Below are 16,574 nucleotides of genomic sequence, written 5' to 3' on the forward strand. Positions count from 1 at the left end.
AAGGGGCGGGCCTTGGGGGTATACGCGCGGGCTTCACGCCGCGCGTAGGTCATTGTTTCAAAGGCGGAAAGTGCCGTCGATCACCGTTACCGACGCACCGCCGATCCACACCGGCGCGCCGCTCGCTTCGTCGTCGTAGGCGATGCTCACGCGGCCGTCGCGATCGAGCGCCGTGCCTTGCCGCACCGTATAGCGCTCGCCCGGCCGCCTGCCTTGCGTGGTCAGGAGCATCGCGAGCGCGGCGTTGGCGCTGCCCGTCACCGGATCTTCGATGTTTTCCGCGCCGAGCAGGATCACGCGCAGCTCGAAGGTCGCGGGTCCGCCCGGCTCGTGCGGCCCGTAGACCGCGATGCCATGCGTGCCGACCTCCGCGACGAGCGCCTGCAACGACTCGCGCGCGGAGCCTTGCAGCGACAGCGCGAGACATTGCGCGGCGTCCTGCACGCGCACGACGAGCCACGGTGCGCCGTTGTTCACGGCGGCGGGCGGCGCGTTGAAATCGATTTCCACGGCGCCGAGCGCAGCGGCGAGACGATCGTTCTGCGCGCCGGTCAGCGGCACGATGGTCGCAGGCGGCGCGGCGAACGCCCACTCGCCGTTCTCCTGCTCGGCGAGCGTCACGAGCCCGACGCCGCATTCCTGCACGAGCCGGCCTGCCGTCTTCGGCGTGTAGCCGCTGTCGATCAGCGCGTGCGCGCTGCCGAGCGTCGGATGTCCGGCGAACGGCAATTCGACCGCGGTCGTGAAGATGCGCACGCGATAATCGGCGCGCGGATCGGTCGGCGGCAGCAGAAACGCCGTCTCCGACAGATTGGTCCAGCGCGCGATCTCCTGCATGCGCTCCGTCGAGAGACCTTCGGCGTCGAAGATCACCGCGAGCGGATTGCCTTTGAACGGAACCGGCGTGAAGACATCGACCTGCTTGAACTGGACAGTGCGTGAGGACATGGGAGTGTTCCGGCTTCAGCGAGAAATAAAAAACCCGACGCGCGGGACGCGTCGGGTTCGCTTGTCGAGCGAAGAAGACGCGTCAGGCGACTTCCGCGATCATTTCGATCTCGACACATGCGCCAAGCGGAATCTGCGCGACGCCGAATGCCGAGCGCGCATGCTTGCCGGCATCGCCGAAGACTTCCGCGATCAACTCGGACGCGCCGTTCGTGACGATGTGCTGCTCGGTGAATTCGAGCGTCGAGTTCACGAGGCTCATCACCTTGACGATGCGCTTGACCTTGTTGAGATCGCCGACGTGCGCATGCAGCGTCGCGATCAGGTCGATGGCGACGCTGCGCGCGGCGGCCTTGCCTTCTTCCGTCGTGATGTTGGCGCCGAGCTTGCCGGCATGCACCTTGCCGTCCTTCTTCGCGATATGCCCGGACAGATACACGGTGTTGCCGCTTTGCGCGCTCATCACATAAGCGGCGGCGGGCGCGCCCGCGGCGGGCAGGTCGATGCCGAGTTCCTTCAGCTTGTCGTACACGTTGGATGCCATCGGTTGCTCCTCTTAACGTTGAAAGTCAGATGCTTGCGCGAATCAGCGCGCCGAGCTTCGCCACGCCGACGTCGATCGTCGCGGGCGGCACGGTCACGAACGACAGGCGCATCGTATTGTGCTCGGCCTCGTTCGCGAAGAACGGACCGCCCGGCACGAAGGCCACATTCTGCGCGATCGCCTGCTCCAGCAGCTTCATCGAATTGACGTGCTTCGGCAGTTTCACCCACACGAACATGCCGCCTTCCGGGCGGTTCCATTCGACTCCGGCGGGCATGTGGCGTTCCAGCGCGTCGAGCATCGCGTGGCATTGATCGCGATAGAGCGCGCGGATAGTCGGCACGTGCGTATCGAGAAAGCCGTCTTTCACCACTTCGTACACGATGCGCTGCGTGAGGCTCGGCGTGTGCAGATCGGTCGCCTGCTTCGCCTGCACGAGCTTGAAGTGCAGTTCCTCGGGCGCGATGATGTAGCCCACGCGCAAGCCCGGCGCTAGAACCTTCGAGAACGAGCCGAGATGCACGATGTGATCGGGCGCCATCGAGAGCAGGGTGGGCAGCGGCGCGCCGGCGTAGTCGAGCGCGCCGTAGGGATCGTCTTCGATGACCGGGAACGCGGCGGTTTTCGCGAACGCGGCGAGCGCGTGGCGGCGCTCGAGCGGCAGGCGGCGGCCCGTCGGATTCTGGAAGTTCGGCTGCGCGTAGAGCAGGCGCGCGTTCGCGGTGAGCGCGGCGTCGAGCGCTTCGGGAATCAGGCCGGATTCGTCGGTCGGCACCTGCACGTAGTGCGGCTCGAACAGCGAGAACGACTGCAGCGCGCCGAGGTACGTGGGCGTTTCGACGAGCACGCGGCTGCCGGGATCGACGAGCGTCTTGCCGAGCAAATCGAGCGCCTGCTGCGAGCCGGTCGTGATGAGCACCTGCGTCGGGCGGATATGCGCGCCGTTCACCGAATAGCGTGCAGCAACCCATTCACGCAGCGGCATGTAGCCTTCCGTCGCGCTGTACTGGAGCGCGGCGGCGGGCTGATCGCGCAGGATGCGCTCGGAGGCGTGGCGCATTTCCTCGACGGGAAACGTTGCGGGCGAGGGCAGTCCGCCCGCGAAGGAAATGACTTCCGGCCGTTCCGTGACCTTCAGGATTTCGCGAATCGCCGAACTGGTGAGCTTGCGTGCGCGTTCGGAGAGTTGCCACGGCGTGGCGCGGAGATCGGCTTGATTCATGAAATGCCTCGGTTGTCTCTGATGTGTCCCGGGATTGGTTTTTATCGCGGCGCTTGCCGCAAACGTCAATTATCGCGCGAGTGCGTCATCTTGCGTGCGTCGCGACACGCGCGGCCGGCGGCGCGGCACGCACGGATGCCTTGCGGCCGAGTACGACGGTCACGATCACGGCGGCCGCATACAGCCACGTCGACGCGCTCACGTGTTCGCCGAAGAACAGCGCGGAAAACGCCATCGTGAAGAAAATCTGCAGCAGTTGCACCTGCCCGACGCGCGCGATGCCGCCCATCGCGAGGCCCGCGTACCACGCGAAGAAGCCGATGAATTGCGAAAACAGCGTGACATAGCCGAACGCGAGCCACGTGCGCAGCGCAAGCGGTTCAGGATGCGCCATATGATGCGCCCACGCGAGCCAGCCGACCGGCAGCAGCAGAAACGGCGCGGACAGCACGAGCGCCCAGCAGATCACCTGCCAGCCGCCCATCTGGCGCGCGAGCCGCGCGCCTTCCGCATAGCCGAGCGCGCCGATGCCGACCGCGACGAGCATCAGCAGGTCGCCCGCCTGCAGGCCGCCGCCGCCCGCCTGCAATGCGAACGCGACGACGATCGCGCTGCCCGCGATCGCGCTCGCCCAGAACGCTTTGGAGGGCCGCTCGTGCGAGAGCCACGCGGCATAGACCGCGACGCAAAGCGGCTGCAAGCCATTGACGACCGCGCCGTGCGACGCGGGCACGGTTTTCATGGCCCACGCGGAAAACACCGGAAACGCGATGATGACGCCGAGCGCGACCACGGCAAGGCTCTTGACCTGCGGCCAGGTCGGCAGCTTTTCGCGACGCCAGAGGAGGAGCGCTGCAGCCGGAACCGCCGCGACGAGCGCGCGCCCGAGGCCGTTCAGAATCGGATGCACCTGTTCGACGACGATGCGCGTCATCGGCAGCGTGAGGCTGAAAATGACGACGCCGATCAGGCCGAGCAGCATGCCTTCGGTTTCGCGGGTCTTCATCGTGTGGCGTCTCCTTGTCTGGACCGCTGCGTCGATGCGTCAGTCCGTTGTATCGGGCGATTCTGCTTTCTTCACGCGACGGCGCTTCGCTGCCTGTCGCGCTTCTTCCTCGCGCGCCTCGGCCGCTTCCGCCGATTCACCGAGCGTCAGCACGGAGCCGTCCGGCAGATCGAACTGCGCGACGATCACGGGCGCGCCCGCGGTTTCCTCGACGCGCATCAGATGCGCCGCGCCGAGCCACGCGAGCTGCGCCGCGAGCGCCTCCGCCTGCGGATGAAAACCCGTCAGCGAGCGCAGCGCGATGCCCGATTCCGGCAGCGTCGCGCTCGGATGGCGCGGCGTGTCCCACTGGATCAGCGACGGCAGCACGCCATCGCCGGCGCCTTGCCATGCGGGAAACGCGCCGTCGTCGGGGACGGTCAGGCCCCATGTATTGCCGCCGCGCGACATCGCCGCGACGGGTGGAATGCGTTCGGGATACTGCTCGCGCCAGCGCACCAGCGATTTCGGCCGGTCGACGCGCGCGGCCCAATGCACGAGTTGCGGGCCGTGTTCTTCGAGAAGGCGTTGCATTGCCGCATCGTCGAGCGCGAAGAGGCGCGGCCTTGGCGATTCGACGCTCGCCGCCCCCGGATCGATCGCGATCACTTCGAGGTACGCGCCATCCCAAAGATTCAGCAGGCGATTGTGCGTGCGCATCAGCGGATGCGCGCCGCCGGCCACCGTTTCGACGCCGAATTTCGCTGCGACGAACCGGGCGCCTTCGTCGAGCGTGCGTGCGGCGATCACGAGGTGATCGAGTTTGAGTCGATGTTCGGTCATGACGGGCGATGCGAGCCAGATAAGGGCCGATAGCATAACGCTTCCGTCTCGCGCGCCGGGAGCCCGAAAGCAAAATGTAGCCGCTATCTCCGTAACAGTAACGGTACAATCGGCCCAATACTATTCGGTACAGTTTTTCACCGCGCACCATCGCGTTCGCCGAAGAGAGGCCCGCATGTCCGTTCCGCTCGATCAGATTCCCGCCCCGCACGACGCGGCTCAGCTCACGCTCGTCGATCAGCTGGTGCAGTGGGGCCGCCGCCGCATCGACGAGCGCGTGTTTCGTCCCGGCATGCGCATGCCGTCGATCCGCAAGCTCGCGCTCGACAAGGGCGTGTCGCGCTTTACCGTCGTCGAGGCTTATGAACGGCTCGTCGCGCACGGTTATCTCGACTCGCGGCGCGGCTCCGGCTTCTACGTGCGCGAGCGCAGCGGGCCGACGCTCGTCGCGAAAGGCGAGGCGCCCGCCGCCGCGGCAGAGCGCGAGCCGGTGCAGAACACCATCGACGTGGTCTGGCTGCTGCGCAACATGCTGCATACGTCCAGCCCGGAAAAAGGGCCGGGTCTCGGTTACCTGCCGGGCCGCTGGCTCGATGGCGAGCTCATCACCAACGCGCTGCGCTCGCTATCGAGGCAGAGCGGCGCGCAAATGCTCGGCTTCGGCACGCCGCAGGGTTTTCTGCCGCTGCGCCAGCAGTTGCAAACGCGGTTGGAGGAGCTGGAGATTGGCGCGTCGGCGGCGAAGCAGATCGTGCTCGTGTCGGGCATCACGCAGGCCATCGACCTGATCGCGCGCCTCTACGTGAAGCCGGGCGATGCGGTGATCGTCGGCGATCCGGCGTGGTTTCAGATGTTCGGCCGCTTCGCGTCGCAGGGCGCGCGGCTCGTCGGCATGCCGTACACGCCCGATGGTCCCGATCTCGATGCGCTCGAAACGCTCGTCGCGACCTGGCGTCCGAAGATGCTCATCATCAACTCCGTTTTGCAGAACCCGACGGGCACGTCGCTGACTGCGGCGCAGGCGTTTCGCATCCTGCAAATGGCGCAGGAATACGACTTCATCGTCGTCGAGGACGATGTCTACGGCGATCTGTGCCCCGCGGGCTTTCCCGCGACGCGCCTTGCATCGCTCGATCAGTTGAAGCGCGTGATCTTTCTCGGCAGCTTCTCGAAGACGCTCGCGGCGAATCTGCGCGTCGGCTATATCGCGGCGGCGCCGGATGTGGCGAAGGCGCTCGCCGACCAGAAGATGCTCGTCGGCATGACGAGCCCCGAGCTCAACGAACGCGTCGTCTACAAGGTCCTGACGGAGGGGCACTATCGGCGGCACGTCGAGCGCCTGCGCGCGCGGCTCGATGGCGTGCGCGAGAAAACCGCGCGCATGCTGGAGAAGACCGGCTTGCGGCTGTACGCGACGCCGGACGCAGGCATGTTCCTGTGGGCGGATGCGGGCGTCGATTCCGACGGCCTCGCGGCCGCAGGACACGAAGCCGGCTTTCTGCTGACGCCCGGCAGTCTCTTCTCGCCGCATCAGTCGCCGACGACGTGGATGCGCTTCAATGTCGCCAATTGCGGCGATCCGGTGCTGGCCGAATTCCTGTCGAACTATCTGGACAAGGCCGCGCGGCGCAGCGCTTAGGCGCGGCCTGATAGACGACAACGGGCACTTAGATAACGAAAGCTAGAAATAGCCCTCGCTGTCTGTTGCTTGTTCAAGCGTCTAAGGTAGCCTTCTGACGCTTTATCGCCGATAGAGCCAGATACCAAATACGAGGGATTTATGCAGAAATGGAAAGTTAGTTACGAAAGCTATGGCAATCGATTTGTTTCACATGAGGTCGTCGAAGCTATGTCTGCTGACGAAGCCGAATCTAAGGTGTTGCGGAAATTTCGTGGTAACGACACTTTCGACCGAATCGTTCGTGTCGAGAAAATAGACTAACAAATACCGCGCCGGCGTCCGGGTAGATTGCGCCGCTCGCCGGGCGCGCGGATGAAATCCGCGAGCACGGATTCGTAGAGCGCGAGCGCGTTGGCCAGTTGCCGATAGCGATGTTCGTACAATCGGCTCTGCCCGTCGCAGAATTTCAGCGCGAAATAGTCCGCGAGCAGGTTGCCCTGCGCTTCCATGTTGTAGTCGGAGAGACGCTTGCCGTGCCCGAGCGTGTACGCGTACGGCAAAGCGATCCGAATCGCCCCGCGCAAGCGCACCGGATAGCCGAGTTGGAATTGCCACACGTGCGTCATCTCGTGGATGAACCACATGCGGTCGGCGAGGCCGCAGGCGGAGAAGTCGTCCTGAAAGCAGCCGCGCGGAAAATAGAGGTTGCCGTTGGGCGCCATCGCCGTGCGGCGCGGCTGCAGACCGAGCGGCAGATAGGCGCGGGCGTGGACTTTCACTTTCGAATAATCGATCGCGTCCGCGAACACGCACCGGGCCATCGCGATTTCGTCGCGCGTGAGCGGGCGACAATGTTGCTCGGATGATGGCATCGCAATGACGGGTGTGATCGGTCGTTCGAAAGCCGCATCTTACGATGGCCCTTGAAAATCGCGGCGCCGTCCTCATATCGGACGAATTCGCGGCGCGGCAGGACGATGGCGCGCCCGATCGACATTTGGCACCAACGCAATCAACACCAGAGGACCCGAGCATGGCGCAAGAAACCATGAGCTTTCAGGCAGAAGTGAAGCAGCTTCTGCACCTGATGATCCATTCGCTCTACAGCAACAAGGAAATTTTCCTGCGCGAGCTGATTTCCAACGCATCCGATGCCGCCGACAAGCTGCGCTTCGAAGCCATTGAGAACAGCGCGCTCTACGAGAACGATCCGGAACTGCGTATTCGCGTGTCGTACGACAAGGCGGCGCGCACGGTCACCATCGACGACAACGGCATCGGTTTGAGCCGCGACGAGGCCATTTCGCACCTCGGCACCATCGCGCGTTCGGGCACGAAGGAATTCTTCTCGAAGCTCTCCGGCGACCAGCAGAAGGACGCGGCGCTCATCGGGCAGTTCGGCGTCGGATTCTATTCGGGCTTCATCGTCGCGGACAAGATCACGGTCGAAACGCGCCGCGCCGGCCTGCCGGCAAACCAGGGCGTGCGCTGGACGAGCGCGGGCGAGGGCGATTTCGAAGTCGATGACATCGAGCGCGCGCAACGCGGCACGACCATCACGCTGCATCTGCGCCCGGAAGAGGACGAGCTGCTCTCCACGCACAGGCTCAAGTCGATCATCCAGAAGTATTCGGACCACGTCGCGCTGCCCATCCTGATGAAGAAGGAAGAGTGGGACAGCGAAAAGAGCGAGATGGTCGTGAAGGATGAGGACGAGACCGTCAATCAGGCGAGCGCTTTGTGGACGCGTCCGAAGAACGACATCAGCGACGAGCAGTACAAGCAGTTCTATCAGCACATCTCCCACGATCACGACGATCCGCTCGCATGGACGCACAATCGCGTCGAAGGCCGCAGCGAATACACGCAACTGCTGTACGTGCCGAAGCACGCGCCGTTCGATCTGTGGAACCGCGAGCATCGCGGCGGGCTGAAGCTGTACGTGAAGCGCGTGTTCATCATGGACGATGCCGAGCAACTGCTGCCCGCGTATCTGCGCTTCGTGAAGGGCGTCGTCGATTCGGCCGATCTGCCGTTGAACGTTTCGCGCGAGATCCTGCAGGAAAGCCGCGACGTCAAGGCGATTCGCGAAGGCGTGACCAAGCGCGTGCTGTCGATGCTCGAAGACATCGCCACTTCTTCCGCCGAAGCCACCGAAGACGCCGACAAGCAGAAGTATCAGACGTTCTGGAACGAGTTCGGTCAGGTGCTGAAGGAAGGCATCGGCGAGGATTTCAGCAATCGCGAGCGGATCGCGAAGCTGGTGCGCTTCGCATCGACGCAAAACGATAGCGACGAACAGAACGTCTCGCTCGCGGATTACGTCGCGCGCATGAAGCCCGAGCAGACGAAAATCTATTACGTCACCGCGGATAGCTGGCAGGCCGCGAAGAACAGCCCGCATCTCGAAGTGTTCCGCAAGAAGGGCGTCGAAGTGCTGCTGCTGACGGATCGCGTCGATGAGTGGATGCTCTCGTTCCTGAACGAATTCGATGGCAAGCCGCTCGCCAGCGTCGCGCGTGGCGATCTCGATCTCGGCGCGCTCGACGACGAGGAAAAGCAGCAGCAGGAAAAAGTCGGCGAGGAACTGAAGCCGCTCGTCGAGAAGATGAAGGAAGCGCTCGAAGGCAAGGCGAAGGACGTACGGCTCACGTTCCGTTTGACGGATTCGCCGAGCTGTCTCGTCGCCGATGAAGGCGACATGAGCGGCTATCTGCAACGCATGCTGAAGGCGGCGGGGCAGAATGCGCCGCAAGCGGAGCCGATTCTGGAGGTGAATCCGGAGCATCCTCTGGTCAAGGCTTTGAACGCGGACAGCGCCAATTTCGCGGACTGGTGTCATCTGCTCTTCGATCAGGCCTTGCTCGCCGAAGGCGGCGCGCTGGACGATCCGGCGAGCTTCGTGAAGCGGACGAACGCGTTGTTGCTCGCGCGTTAAACACGAGTAAGCGCTTCGAAATGGACGCGCCGCCGGGAAACCGGCGGCGCGTTTTCTACTTCATGACGGTCCTATAATCACCGCCATGCTCACGCCCAACGATCCCACTGACGCGCACTGGCGCGTCGTCCCGCTTCCCTCGCTCACCGATGCACGAAAGGACTGGCTCACGCGAGGCGGCTCGCTGACCGCGCATTTGCGCACGCTCGGCGCGGTGACGGTCGAGGTTACGCGCGAGGCCGTCGACATGCCGTGGCGCGACGAAGCGCGCGCTCTGAAAATCACGCCGCGCACGCCGGTTTGGGTGCGCGAAGTCGCATTGAAAGTCGATGGCGTGCCGTTCGTCGTCGCGCATAGCGTCGTCGCGCTCGCGCACAGCACCGGTGTGTGGCAATCGATGCGCCGTCTGCGCACGCGCCCGCTCGCCGAACTGCTCTACAGCGACAGCAGCGTGTCGCGCTCGGCGCTCGCGAGCCGTCGAATCACGGCGCGGCATCCGCTGCATCGACTGGCTCGCAAGCAAACGGAACGGACGTCGCACGCGCTCGTCGCAAGACGATCGGTCTTCAAGCGTCATGGCGCGCCGCTGATGGTCACCGAATGCATGCTCGATGCGCTCTGGACGCGCCTTGCCGCCTCGCGCGCGCGGAGTCATCGCGAACATGCGCGCTCGCATGAGCACCTGAGCTCGCATGCAAAGCGCGTCGCGCACGGCGAGGCGAAATGAAGCTCGCAGCGAAACTGGCAGGCTTCGCGCCGGTCGGCGATGAAGCGACGCACACGCTCATCCTCGGCAGCTTTCCCGGCGTCGCGTCGCTGGCGGCGACGCAGTACTACGCGCATCCGCGCAATCAGTTCTGGCGGCTCGTCGGCGCGGCGATCGGCGAACCGCTGCACGAGTCGGGCTACGACGAACGCCTCGCACGGTTGATGCAACATGGCATCGGCTTATGGGACGTGCTCGCCGCATGCGAGCGCGAAGGCAGTCTCGATGCAGCGATCCGCAACGCAACGCCGAACGATTTCGACGCGTTCCGCACGCGCTTTCCGAAGCTGCGCAAGGTGTGCTTCAACGGCAAGACTTCAGGCAAGTTCGCACCCGTGCTGAGCGCGGCGGGGTACGCCACACTCGTGCTGCCATCGTCGAGCGCGGCCAATGCTATCCTCTCGTTCGATCAAAAATTGCGCATCTGGCGCGACATCCTCTCCGCACAATGACCAATCTCATCAAGCGCGCGTCGGCTGAAGCCCGCGCGTTCGGCCGCAAGAAAGACAACAGCAAATCGAAGCACAAACGCGATGATCGCGATCGCGACGATCTCGCAAACGCGCCGCGCATCGACGCGCCCCGCAAGCCGCGCTTCGCACCCGTGACGTTCTCGGAAGAGGGCGGTGTGCGCTATCTGCACTTCGGCACCGAATGGGTGCAAGGCGCGATGCGCCTGAAAAAGCCCGGTCACATCGAACTGGAATATGCGCAGCAGATGATGGCGTGGCTGCTTTTCATCGAAACGCCCGCGCGCATCGTGCAACTCGGGCTCGGCGCGGCCGCGCTCACCAAGTTCTGTCATCGCTTCCTGAAGCGCGCGCAGGTCGAAGCCGTCGAGCTGAATCCGGCCGTCGTGATCGCCGCGCGTGCGATGTTCGAGCTGCCCTACGACGACGCGCGCCTCACCGTCACCGAGCGCGACGCGTGGGAGTACGTCAACGACCGCGCGAATCACGGCACGACCGGCGCGCTGCAGATCGATCTCTACGACGCCACCGCGCGCGGCCCCGTGCTCGACAGCGTGTCGTTCTATCGCGCATGCCGCGCGTGTCTCACGCCAGAAGCCGGAGTAGTCACGATCAATCTGTTCGGCGATCATCCGAGCTTCGTGCGCAACATGCGTCATCTGAACGAAGCGTTCGATCATCGCGTGATCGCGCTGCCCGAAGTGCACGACGGCAATCGCGTCGCGATCGCGTTCGCCGGTCCCGCGCTCGACGTGCCGTTCGCCTCGCTGGAAACGCGTGCGAAGCTCATCGAAACGCAGCTCGGCTTGCCCGCACGCAAGTGGGTGAAGGGTCTTGCCGAAAGCGCGGGCATCGCGACGAGCGGTTCGTTCGCGATCTGATCATCGAAGAGCAATGGACCAAAATATAATTACAAAATCCTTTCAAATCATGGGAATAGTCGGGATTCTCCCTGCTTGACCATGTTTTAAGGGTCCATATACTCCCCCTGTTATTTCGGGGCGCTTTCAGCGGCATGTCTGCCCGACACCGGCATCCCGCCGGGCTCGCGATAACCCAAGCGAATCAAAACAAGAGGAGACCGTTCATGGCCCACGAAGCTGCGACCGGCACCGGACAACCGCGCAATAAGCATTGGCTTTGGCTTTTGATCCTTCCGTGGATCGGTGTGGTATGGGTGCCGTTTTACAACAAGATCGAGCCCGTTCTGTGGGGCTTTCCGTACTTCTACTGGTATCAGCTTCTGTGGGTGCTGATCAGCGCGGTCATCACGGCCGTCGTCTATCAGAAGACCAAGGCGCTGCCTTCGGGCCGTAAGAACGGAGGTGCGCGATGATGAATCTCACCGCAACCATCGTCTTCGTTCTGTTCTTCGTCGGTGTCACGATTCTCGGCTTCGTCGCCGCGCACTGGCGCCGCGGCGATCTCGCCCAACTCGACGAATGGGGTCTCGGCGGACGCCGCTTCGGCACCATCGTCACGTGGTTCCTGCTCGGCGGCGATCTCTATACCGCCTACACGTTCGTCGCGGTTCCGGCGCTCGTGTTCGGCGCGGGCGCGACGGGTTTCTTCGCGTTGCCGTACACCATCCTCATCTATCCGTTCGCGTTCGTCGTGTTTCCGAAGCTCTGGAGCATCGCGAAGCGTCACGGCTATGTGACCGCCGCCGACTTCGTACACGCGCGCTACAACAGCCGCATGCTCGCGCTTGCCGTCGCCGTGACGGGCATCGTCGCGACGATGCCGTACATCGCGCTGCAGCTCGTCGGCATCGAAGTGGTGATCGGTGGGCTCGGCTTTTCCACGCAAGGCCTCATCGGCGATCTGCCGCTCATCATCGCGTTCGCGATTCTCGCCGCGTACACGTACACGTCGGGCCTGCGCGCGCCCGCGATGATCGCCGTGGTGAAGGACGTGCTTATCTACATCACGATCATCGCCGCGGTGCTCGTGATTCCGGCACAGCTCGGCGGCTTCGGGCACATCTTCAGCACGGTGCCACCCGAAAAGCTGCTGCTGAAGGCACCGGACGCCACGAGCCTGAACGGCTACAGCGCCTATGCGACGCTCGCGGTCGGTTCCGCGCTCGCGCTGTTCCTGTATCCGCACTCGGTGACGGCGATCCTGTCGTCGAACTCGGGCAACACGATCCGCCGCAACATGTCGCTGCTGCCGGCGTATTCGCTCGTGCTCGGCCTGCTCGCGCTGCTCGGTTACATGGCGCTCGCGTCGGGTGTGAAGGACATGCCGGAGTACGCGCCGTACTTCAAGGCCTATGGCGCGAACTTCGCGGTGCCGGCGCTGTTCCTGCACTACTTCCCGTCGTGGTTCGTCGGTGTGGCGTTCGCGGCGATCGGCATCGGCGCGCTGGTGCCGGCGGCGATCATGTCGATCGCGGCGGCCAACCTGTACACGCGCAACGTGCATCGCGAGTTCGTCAACAGGAAGATGACGCCGGAGCAGGAAACCAACGTCGCCAAGCTCGTGTCGCTGATCGTGAAGGTGGGCGCGGTCGCGTTCATTCTCGGGCTGCCGCTGACCTACGCGATCCAGCTGCAACTGCTCGGCGGCATCTGGATCATCCAGACGCTGCCCGCGCTCGTGCTCGGCCTCTACACGCGCGTGCTCGATCATCGCGGCCTGCTGATCGGCTGGGCGGTGGGCATCGGCGTGGGCACGTGGATGGCCGTGTCGCTGCAACTGAAGAGCTCGATCTATCCGATGCATCTCTTCGGCTATGTCGTGCCGGGCTACGCGGCTGTGTGGGCGCTGATCGCCAACCTGATCGTTTCGGTCGTCGTGAGCCTGCTGGTGCGCGTGATGGGCCTCAAGCGCTCGGAAGACCGCACGCGTCCGGAAGACTATCTGGACATCGTGGAAAGCTGATCCGGCACGCCGCGGTCACGCGCCGGTCAGCCGCCCGACGCGTGTCGCGAAAAGCTGGTAAAACGCCCGTAGCAGCCGACTGGCCGCTGCGGGCGTTTCGTTTTCAGGCCGCCTTCGTTTGTGAGGCGTGTGTCTTCATCGACGCGAGCGAACCATGTTTTCACCAACATCGACGTCACTCCGGCGCGGCCGATTCGCGCGCCTTCTTCAATGGATCGCGTCGCCGTACTTCCGCTACCGGCACGCGGCGATGATCCACGCGGTGCGCGTCGGGCTCGCGATGGCGGTGTCGATCGCCGTCACGACGGGCATCGACATGCCCCACGGCGTCTGGGCTTCGGTGTCGGTACTCGTGGTGATCGGCGGGTTGCAGCACTACGGCAACATTCGCAAGAAGGCGGCCGAGCGCGCGGTCGGCACGGCGCTCGGCGCGTGCTTCGGGCTGGTGCTGATCGTCGCGCAAATGCTCACCGGCTCGCCGATGGTCTTCTTTGTGCTGATGTGCGTGATCGCGGGCGGATGCGCCTATTACGCGATCGGCAAGGCGGGCTATGTCGCGCTGCTCACGGCGATCACGATGGTGATCGTCTCCGGTCACGGCGACCTGCCGCTTTCCACCGGCTTGTGGCGCACGGCCAATGTGATGATCGGCGTCGTGATCGCGCTCGGGTTCTCGTTCGTTCTGCCGCAGTACGCGACGTATTCGTGGCGTTACCGGCTCGCGGACAATCTGCGCGAATGCGCGCGGCTCTACGGCGCCTTGCTCGACGGCACGCCGCTGCTCGCGGAGGAGTCCGCGCGGCACTTTTTCGGGATGAGCCAGCGGCTCGTGCAATCGCGCGGGCTGATGGAATCGGTCTCGAAGGAAACCGACGTGCCGATGGCGCGTCTGGAGGAAATCCAGCGGCTGCACCGTTCGATTCTCGCCGCGCTGGAACTACTGGTCGGATCGATGCCCGAAGTGGCCGGCGCATCGCCGGGCGGCTTCGCGATCGCATGCACGCCGCGCGAGTACACGGTGCGCCAGCAACTCTTGCAGATGGCGCGCGCGTTGCGTTTCGGGCGCGTGGGATTGCTGTACCGTGCAGTGGAGTTGTCGCCGCTGCCGCAGCCGTGCATCGGCGACGAAGGGCAAAACGACGCGACGCAGGGCATGCACTGGCTCGCGATGCGTTTCGTCGAGCAGGTGGAACGCTTACGCCTGCGTCTGTCAGAAATCGAGCGGCAGTGGAATATAGAAGGTGCGCGGCCGCTCAATGGATGATTCGCCGACGCTCAGGCTGCCTGTGCTTCGTCGGCCTGCACCACGTTGATGAGCCAGGGCACACCGAAGCGATCCGTCAGCATGCCGAAACCTTGCGTCCAGAAGGTGGATTGCCACGGCGTGAGCACGTTGCCGCCTTCGGCGAGCATGTTGAAGACGCGCTCGCCGGCTTGCGCGTTGTCCGCGGCGATCGACAGCGTAAAGCCGGAGTAGTCCTTGCGCGGCTGGCCGTAGCGGCCGTCCGACACCATGATCGCGTTAGGACCGACGCAGAACACTGCGTGCATGACTTTGTCCTGCCAGTCGGGCGGTGCGTTACCGCCGTCCGGCGCGTCGCGGAAGCGGACCAGCGCGGCGATCTGCGCGCCGAACGCGGCCTGATACAGCTCGAGCGCGGCTGCGCAATCGCCGTTGAAGAAGAGATAGGTATCCAGTTGCATGACCGAGAGACTCCGTGCACATAAAGCGGACATGCCGCCGAAGCCTGAAAGTCTATTGCAATGGAATGTCGCCCTGACTCGGAAAAGGTCAAATTGAGTCAAGAAGCGGCGCAAGTCGGTGTAACGGAAAAAACCGCAAATCGAACCAATGCGCCGGTGCGATTTGCGGTTTTGTATTTACAGCTTCGGGCCATCGGACGCGGACGAATCTGCACGCGTCGTCAGGCGTAACCGCGCGTTACTGCAGCGTGGTGATCAGCTTTTCGAGCTTGATCGCGTCGGCGGCGAACGTGCGAATGCCTTCCGCGAGCTTTTCGGTCGCCATCGCGTCGTCGTTGACGAGGAAGCGGAAGGTCGGCTCGTCGACGCCGATTTTCTCCACGTTCTCGTTCTTGACGTTTTCAGGCGAAAGCTTGCGCTCCACCTTGTCGTTGCTGTCGGCGAGCTTCTTCAGCAGATCGGGGCTGATCGTCAGCAGATCGCAGCCCGCGAGTTCGGTGATCTGGCTCACCGTGCGGAAGCTCGCGCCCATGACCTCGGTCTTGTAGCCGAACTTCTTGTAGTACGAGTAGATGCGGCGCACCGACTGCACGCCGGGATCGTTCGCGCCGCCGTTCTTCACTTCGTCCCATTCCGCGCCGGCGGACTTCTTGTACCAGTCGTAGATGCGGCCGACGAACGGCGAGATCAGTTGCGCGCCCGCCTCGGCGCATGCGACTGCCTGCGGGAGCGAGAAGAGCAGCGTCATGTTGCAGTGGATGCCTTCCTTCTGCAGCACTTCGGCCGCACGGATGCCCTCCCAGGTCGATGCGAGCTTGATCAGCACGCGGTCGCGGCTGACGCCCGCGTTTTCGTATAGCTTGATGATGTCGTGCGCCTTGTCGATCGACTTCTTCGTGTCGAACGAGAGGCGCGCATCGACTTCGGTGGAGACGCGGCCCGGAATGATCTTCAGAATCTCGGTGCCGAACGCGACCAGCAGATTGTCGATGATCTGCGGCATCGGCTGTTTCGCGTGCTCCTTGACGGTCTTTTCGAGCAGCGGCTTGTAATCGTCCTTCTGGACGGCCTTCAGAATCAGCGACGGGTTCGTGGTCGCGTCCTGCGGCTTGAATGCGATGAATTGCTGGAAGTCGCCCGTGTCGGCGACGACGGTCGTGTATTGCTTGAGCTGGTCGAGAGCGGATGTCATGTCGAGTCTCAGACGCGATGCGCCTTGTCAAATTGCGGTAACCCGCGGATTGCCCATGAATGCGACGCCGCGCGGCGACTTCCTTCGCGCGGCGCGCCCCTGAATGTCATTCTCCCATTCTAGTCCCGAGCGCGGCGAGCGCGCTGATACCGTGCGCGTCAATGCCCGGACGACGCCGGGTTTCGACAGGACGCGCAAGCGCGCGTTCAATCGGCCGCGTAGGCGAGCTCGTGCCAGCGCCGCACCGTGCCCGAGCCGAGCTGGCCGCGCGCGAAGCGCATCTTGCGGACTTCTTCGAGCGCGTGCGCGTCCTTTGCCGGATCGCCGCAACTCATCTTCAGGACGACGTCCTGCACGTGCCCGGCGTCGTCGAGCAGCACGCGCACGATCGTCTTGCGTTTCTGGGTGCCCGGCGTGGAGCGCGCGAGCAGTTTGTCGATCAAAGCCATGACGGA

General features: G+C 64.0%; 17 protein-coding genes. 8 read left to right on the forward strand and 9 right to left on the reverse strand.

Features of this window, described 5'->3' with window-relative positions:
* Window positions 1-57: 57 nt before the first annotated feature.
* The 5 genes from AWB74_RS04505 to AWB74_RS04525 all read right to left on the reverse strand — a co-directional run bounded on the left by AWB74_RS04505 (window position 58) and on the right by AWB74_RS04525 (window position 4,542).
* Complete coding sequence (locus AWB74_RS04505) at window positions 58-948, reverse strand: PhzF family phenazine biosynthesis protein (RefSeq protein ID WP_061145540.1); 891 nt, start codon at window positions 946-948, stop codon at window positions 58-60.
* An 82-nt stretch (window positions 949-1,030) separates the two neighbouring features.
* A complete protein-coding gene (locus AWB74_RS04510; protein ID WP_061145541.1) occupies window positions 1,031-1,492 on the reverse strand; it encodes a RidA family protein in 462 nt (153 codons plus the stop codon).
* A 25-nt stretch (window positions 1,493-1,517) separates the two neighbouring features.
* Window positions 1,518-2,714, reverse strand: coding sequence for an aminotransferase-like domain-containing protein (locus AWB74_RS04515; RefSeq protein WP_061145542.1), 1,197 nt, complete (start codon window positions 2,712-2,714; stop codon window positions 1,518-1,520).
* Between the two features lie 85 nt (window positions 2,715-2,799).
* Window positions 2,800-3,720 (reverse strand): DMT family transporter, encoded by a 921-nt coding sequence (locus AWB74_RS04520; RefSeq protein ID WP_061145543.1) that lies wholly within the window; start codon window positions 3,718-3,720, stop codon window positions 2,800-2,802.
* Window positions 3,721-3,759: 39 nt separating this feature from the next.
* Window positions 3,760-4,542, reverse strand: coding sequence for a VOC family protein (locus tag AWB74_RS04525; protein ID WP_061145623.1), 783 nt, complete (start codon window positions 4,540-4,542; stop codon window positions 3,760-3,762).
* Between the two features lie 175 nt (window positions 4,543-4,717).
* Here AWB74_RS04525 and AWB74_RS04530 point away from each other — a divergent pair, with 175 nt between their 5' ends.
* Complete coding sequence (locus AWB74_RS04530) at window positions 4,718-6,181, forward strand: aminotransferase-like domain-containing protein (protein WP_061145544.1); 1,464 nt, start codon at window positions 4,718-4,720, stop codon at window positions 6,179-6,181.
* Window positions 6,182-6,480: 299 nt separating this feature from the next.
* Here the strand turns inward: AWB74_RS04530 and AWB74_RS04535 are convergent, their stop codons facing one another.
* Window positions 6,481-6,984, reverse strand: coding sequence for a hypothetical protein (locus tag AWB74_RS04535; protein ID WP_061145624.1), 504 nt, complete (start codon window positions 6,982-6,984; stop codon window positions 6,481-6,483).
* A 212-nt stretch (window positions 6,985-7,196) separates the two neighbouring features.
* Here AWB74_RS04535 and htpG point away from each other — a divergent pair, with 212 nt between their 5' ends.
* From htpG to AWB74_RS04570, 7 genes are all read left to right on the forward strand, one after another.
* A complete protein-coding gene (gene htpG, locus AWB74_RS04540; RefSeq protein WP_061145545.1) occupies window positions 7,197-9,101 on the forward strand; it encodes a molecular chaperone HtpG in 1,905 nt (634 codons plus the stop codon).
* An 85-nt stretch (window positions 9,102-9,186) separates the two neighbouring features.
* Window positions 9,187-9,828 carry a chorismate--pyruvate lyase family protein gene (locus AWB74_RS04545; RefSeq protein WP_061145546.1) on the forward strand — a complete coding sequence of 214 codons (642 nt, stop codon included), beginning with the start codon at window positions 9,187-9,189 and terminating at the stop codon, window positions 9,826-9,828.
* Complete coding sequence (locus AWB74_RS04550; RefSeq protein ID WP_061145547.1) at window positions 9,825-10,319, forward strand: DNA-deoxyinosine glycosylase; 495 nt, start codon at window positions 9,825-9,827, stop codon at window positions 10,317-10,319. The genes AWB74_RS04545 and AWB74_RS04550 overlap by 4 nt, the downstream gene beginning before the upstream one ends.
* The gene (locus AWB74_RS04555; RefSeq protein ID WP_061145548.1) at window positions 10,316-11,218 is read left to right on the forward strand and encodes a class I SAM-dependent methyltransferase; all 903 of its coding nucleotides are present in this window, start codon (window positions 10,316-10,318) and stop codon (window positions 11,216-11,218) included. The genes AWB74_RS04550 and AWB74_RS04555 overlap by 4 nt, the downstream gene beginning before the upstream one ends.
* Window positions 11,219-11,424: 206 nt before the next feature.
* Window positions 11,425-11,673: a DUF3311 domain-containing protein gene (locus AWB74_RS04560; RefSeq protein WP_061145549.1), complete on the forward strand. Its 249-nt coding sequence runs from the start codon at window positions 11,425-11,427 to the stop codon at window positions 11,671-11,673.
* Window positions 11,673-13,223 carry a monocarboxylate uptake permease MctP gene (gene mctP, locus AWB74_RS04565; protein ID WP_061145625.1) on the forward strand — a complete coding sequence of 517 codons (1,551 nt, stop codon included), beginning with the start codon at window positions 11,673-11,675 and terminating at the stop codon, window positions 13,221-13,223. The genes AWB74_RS04560 and mctP overlap by 1 nt, the downstream gene beginning before the upstream one ends.
* 154 nt (window positions 13,224-13,377) lie before the next feature.
* Complete coding sequence (locus AWB74_RS04570) at window positions 13,378-14,487, forward strand: FUSC family protein (protein WP_061145550.1); 1,110 nt, start codon at window positions 13,378-13,380, stop codon at window positions 14,485-14,487.
* An 11-nt stretch (window positions 14,488-14,498) separates the two neighbouring features.
* Here the strand turns inward: AWB74_RS04570 and AWB74_RS04575 are convergent, their stop codons facing one another.
* The 3 genes from AWB74_RS04575 to AWB74_RS04585 form a co-directional block, all read right to left on the reverse strand.
* Window positions 14,499-14,927, reverse strand: a complete 429-nt coding sequence (locus tag AWB74_RS04575) for a VOC family protein (protein WP_061145551.1) — start codon at window positions 14,925-14,927, stop codon at window positions 14,499-14,501.
* A gap of 238 nt (window positions 14,928-15,165) precedes the next feature.
* A complete protein-coding gene (gene tal, locus AWB74_RS04580) occupies window positions 15,166-16,119 on the reverse strand; it encodes a transaldolase (protein ID WP_061145552.1) in 954 nt (317 codons plus the stop codon).
* A gap of 206 nt (window positions 16,120-16,325) precedes the next feature.
* Window positions 16,326-16,568, reverse strand: a complete 243-nt coding sequence (locus AWB74_RS04585) for an energy transducer TonB family protein (RefSeq protein ID WP_061145553.1) — start codon at window positions 16,566-16,568, stop codon at window positions 16,326-16,328.
* Between the last annotated feature and the right edge of the window lie 6 nt (window positions 16,569-16,574).

The organism is Caballeronia arvi (assembly GCF_001544695.2).
GTDB classification, from domain to species: Bacteria; Pseudomonadota; Gammaproteobacteria; order Burkholderiales; family Burkholderiaceae; genus Caballeronia; species Caballeronia arvi.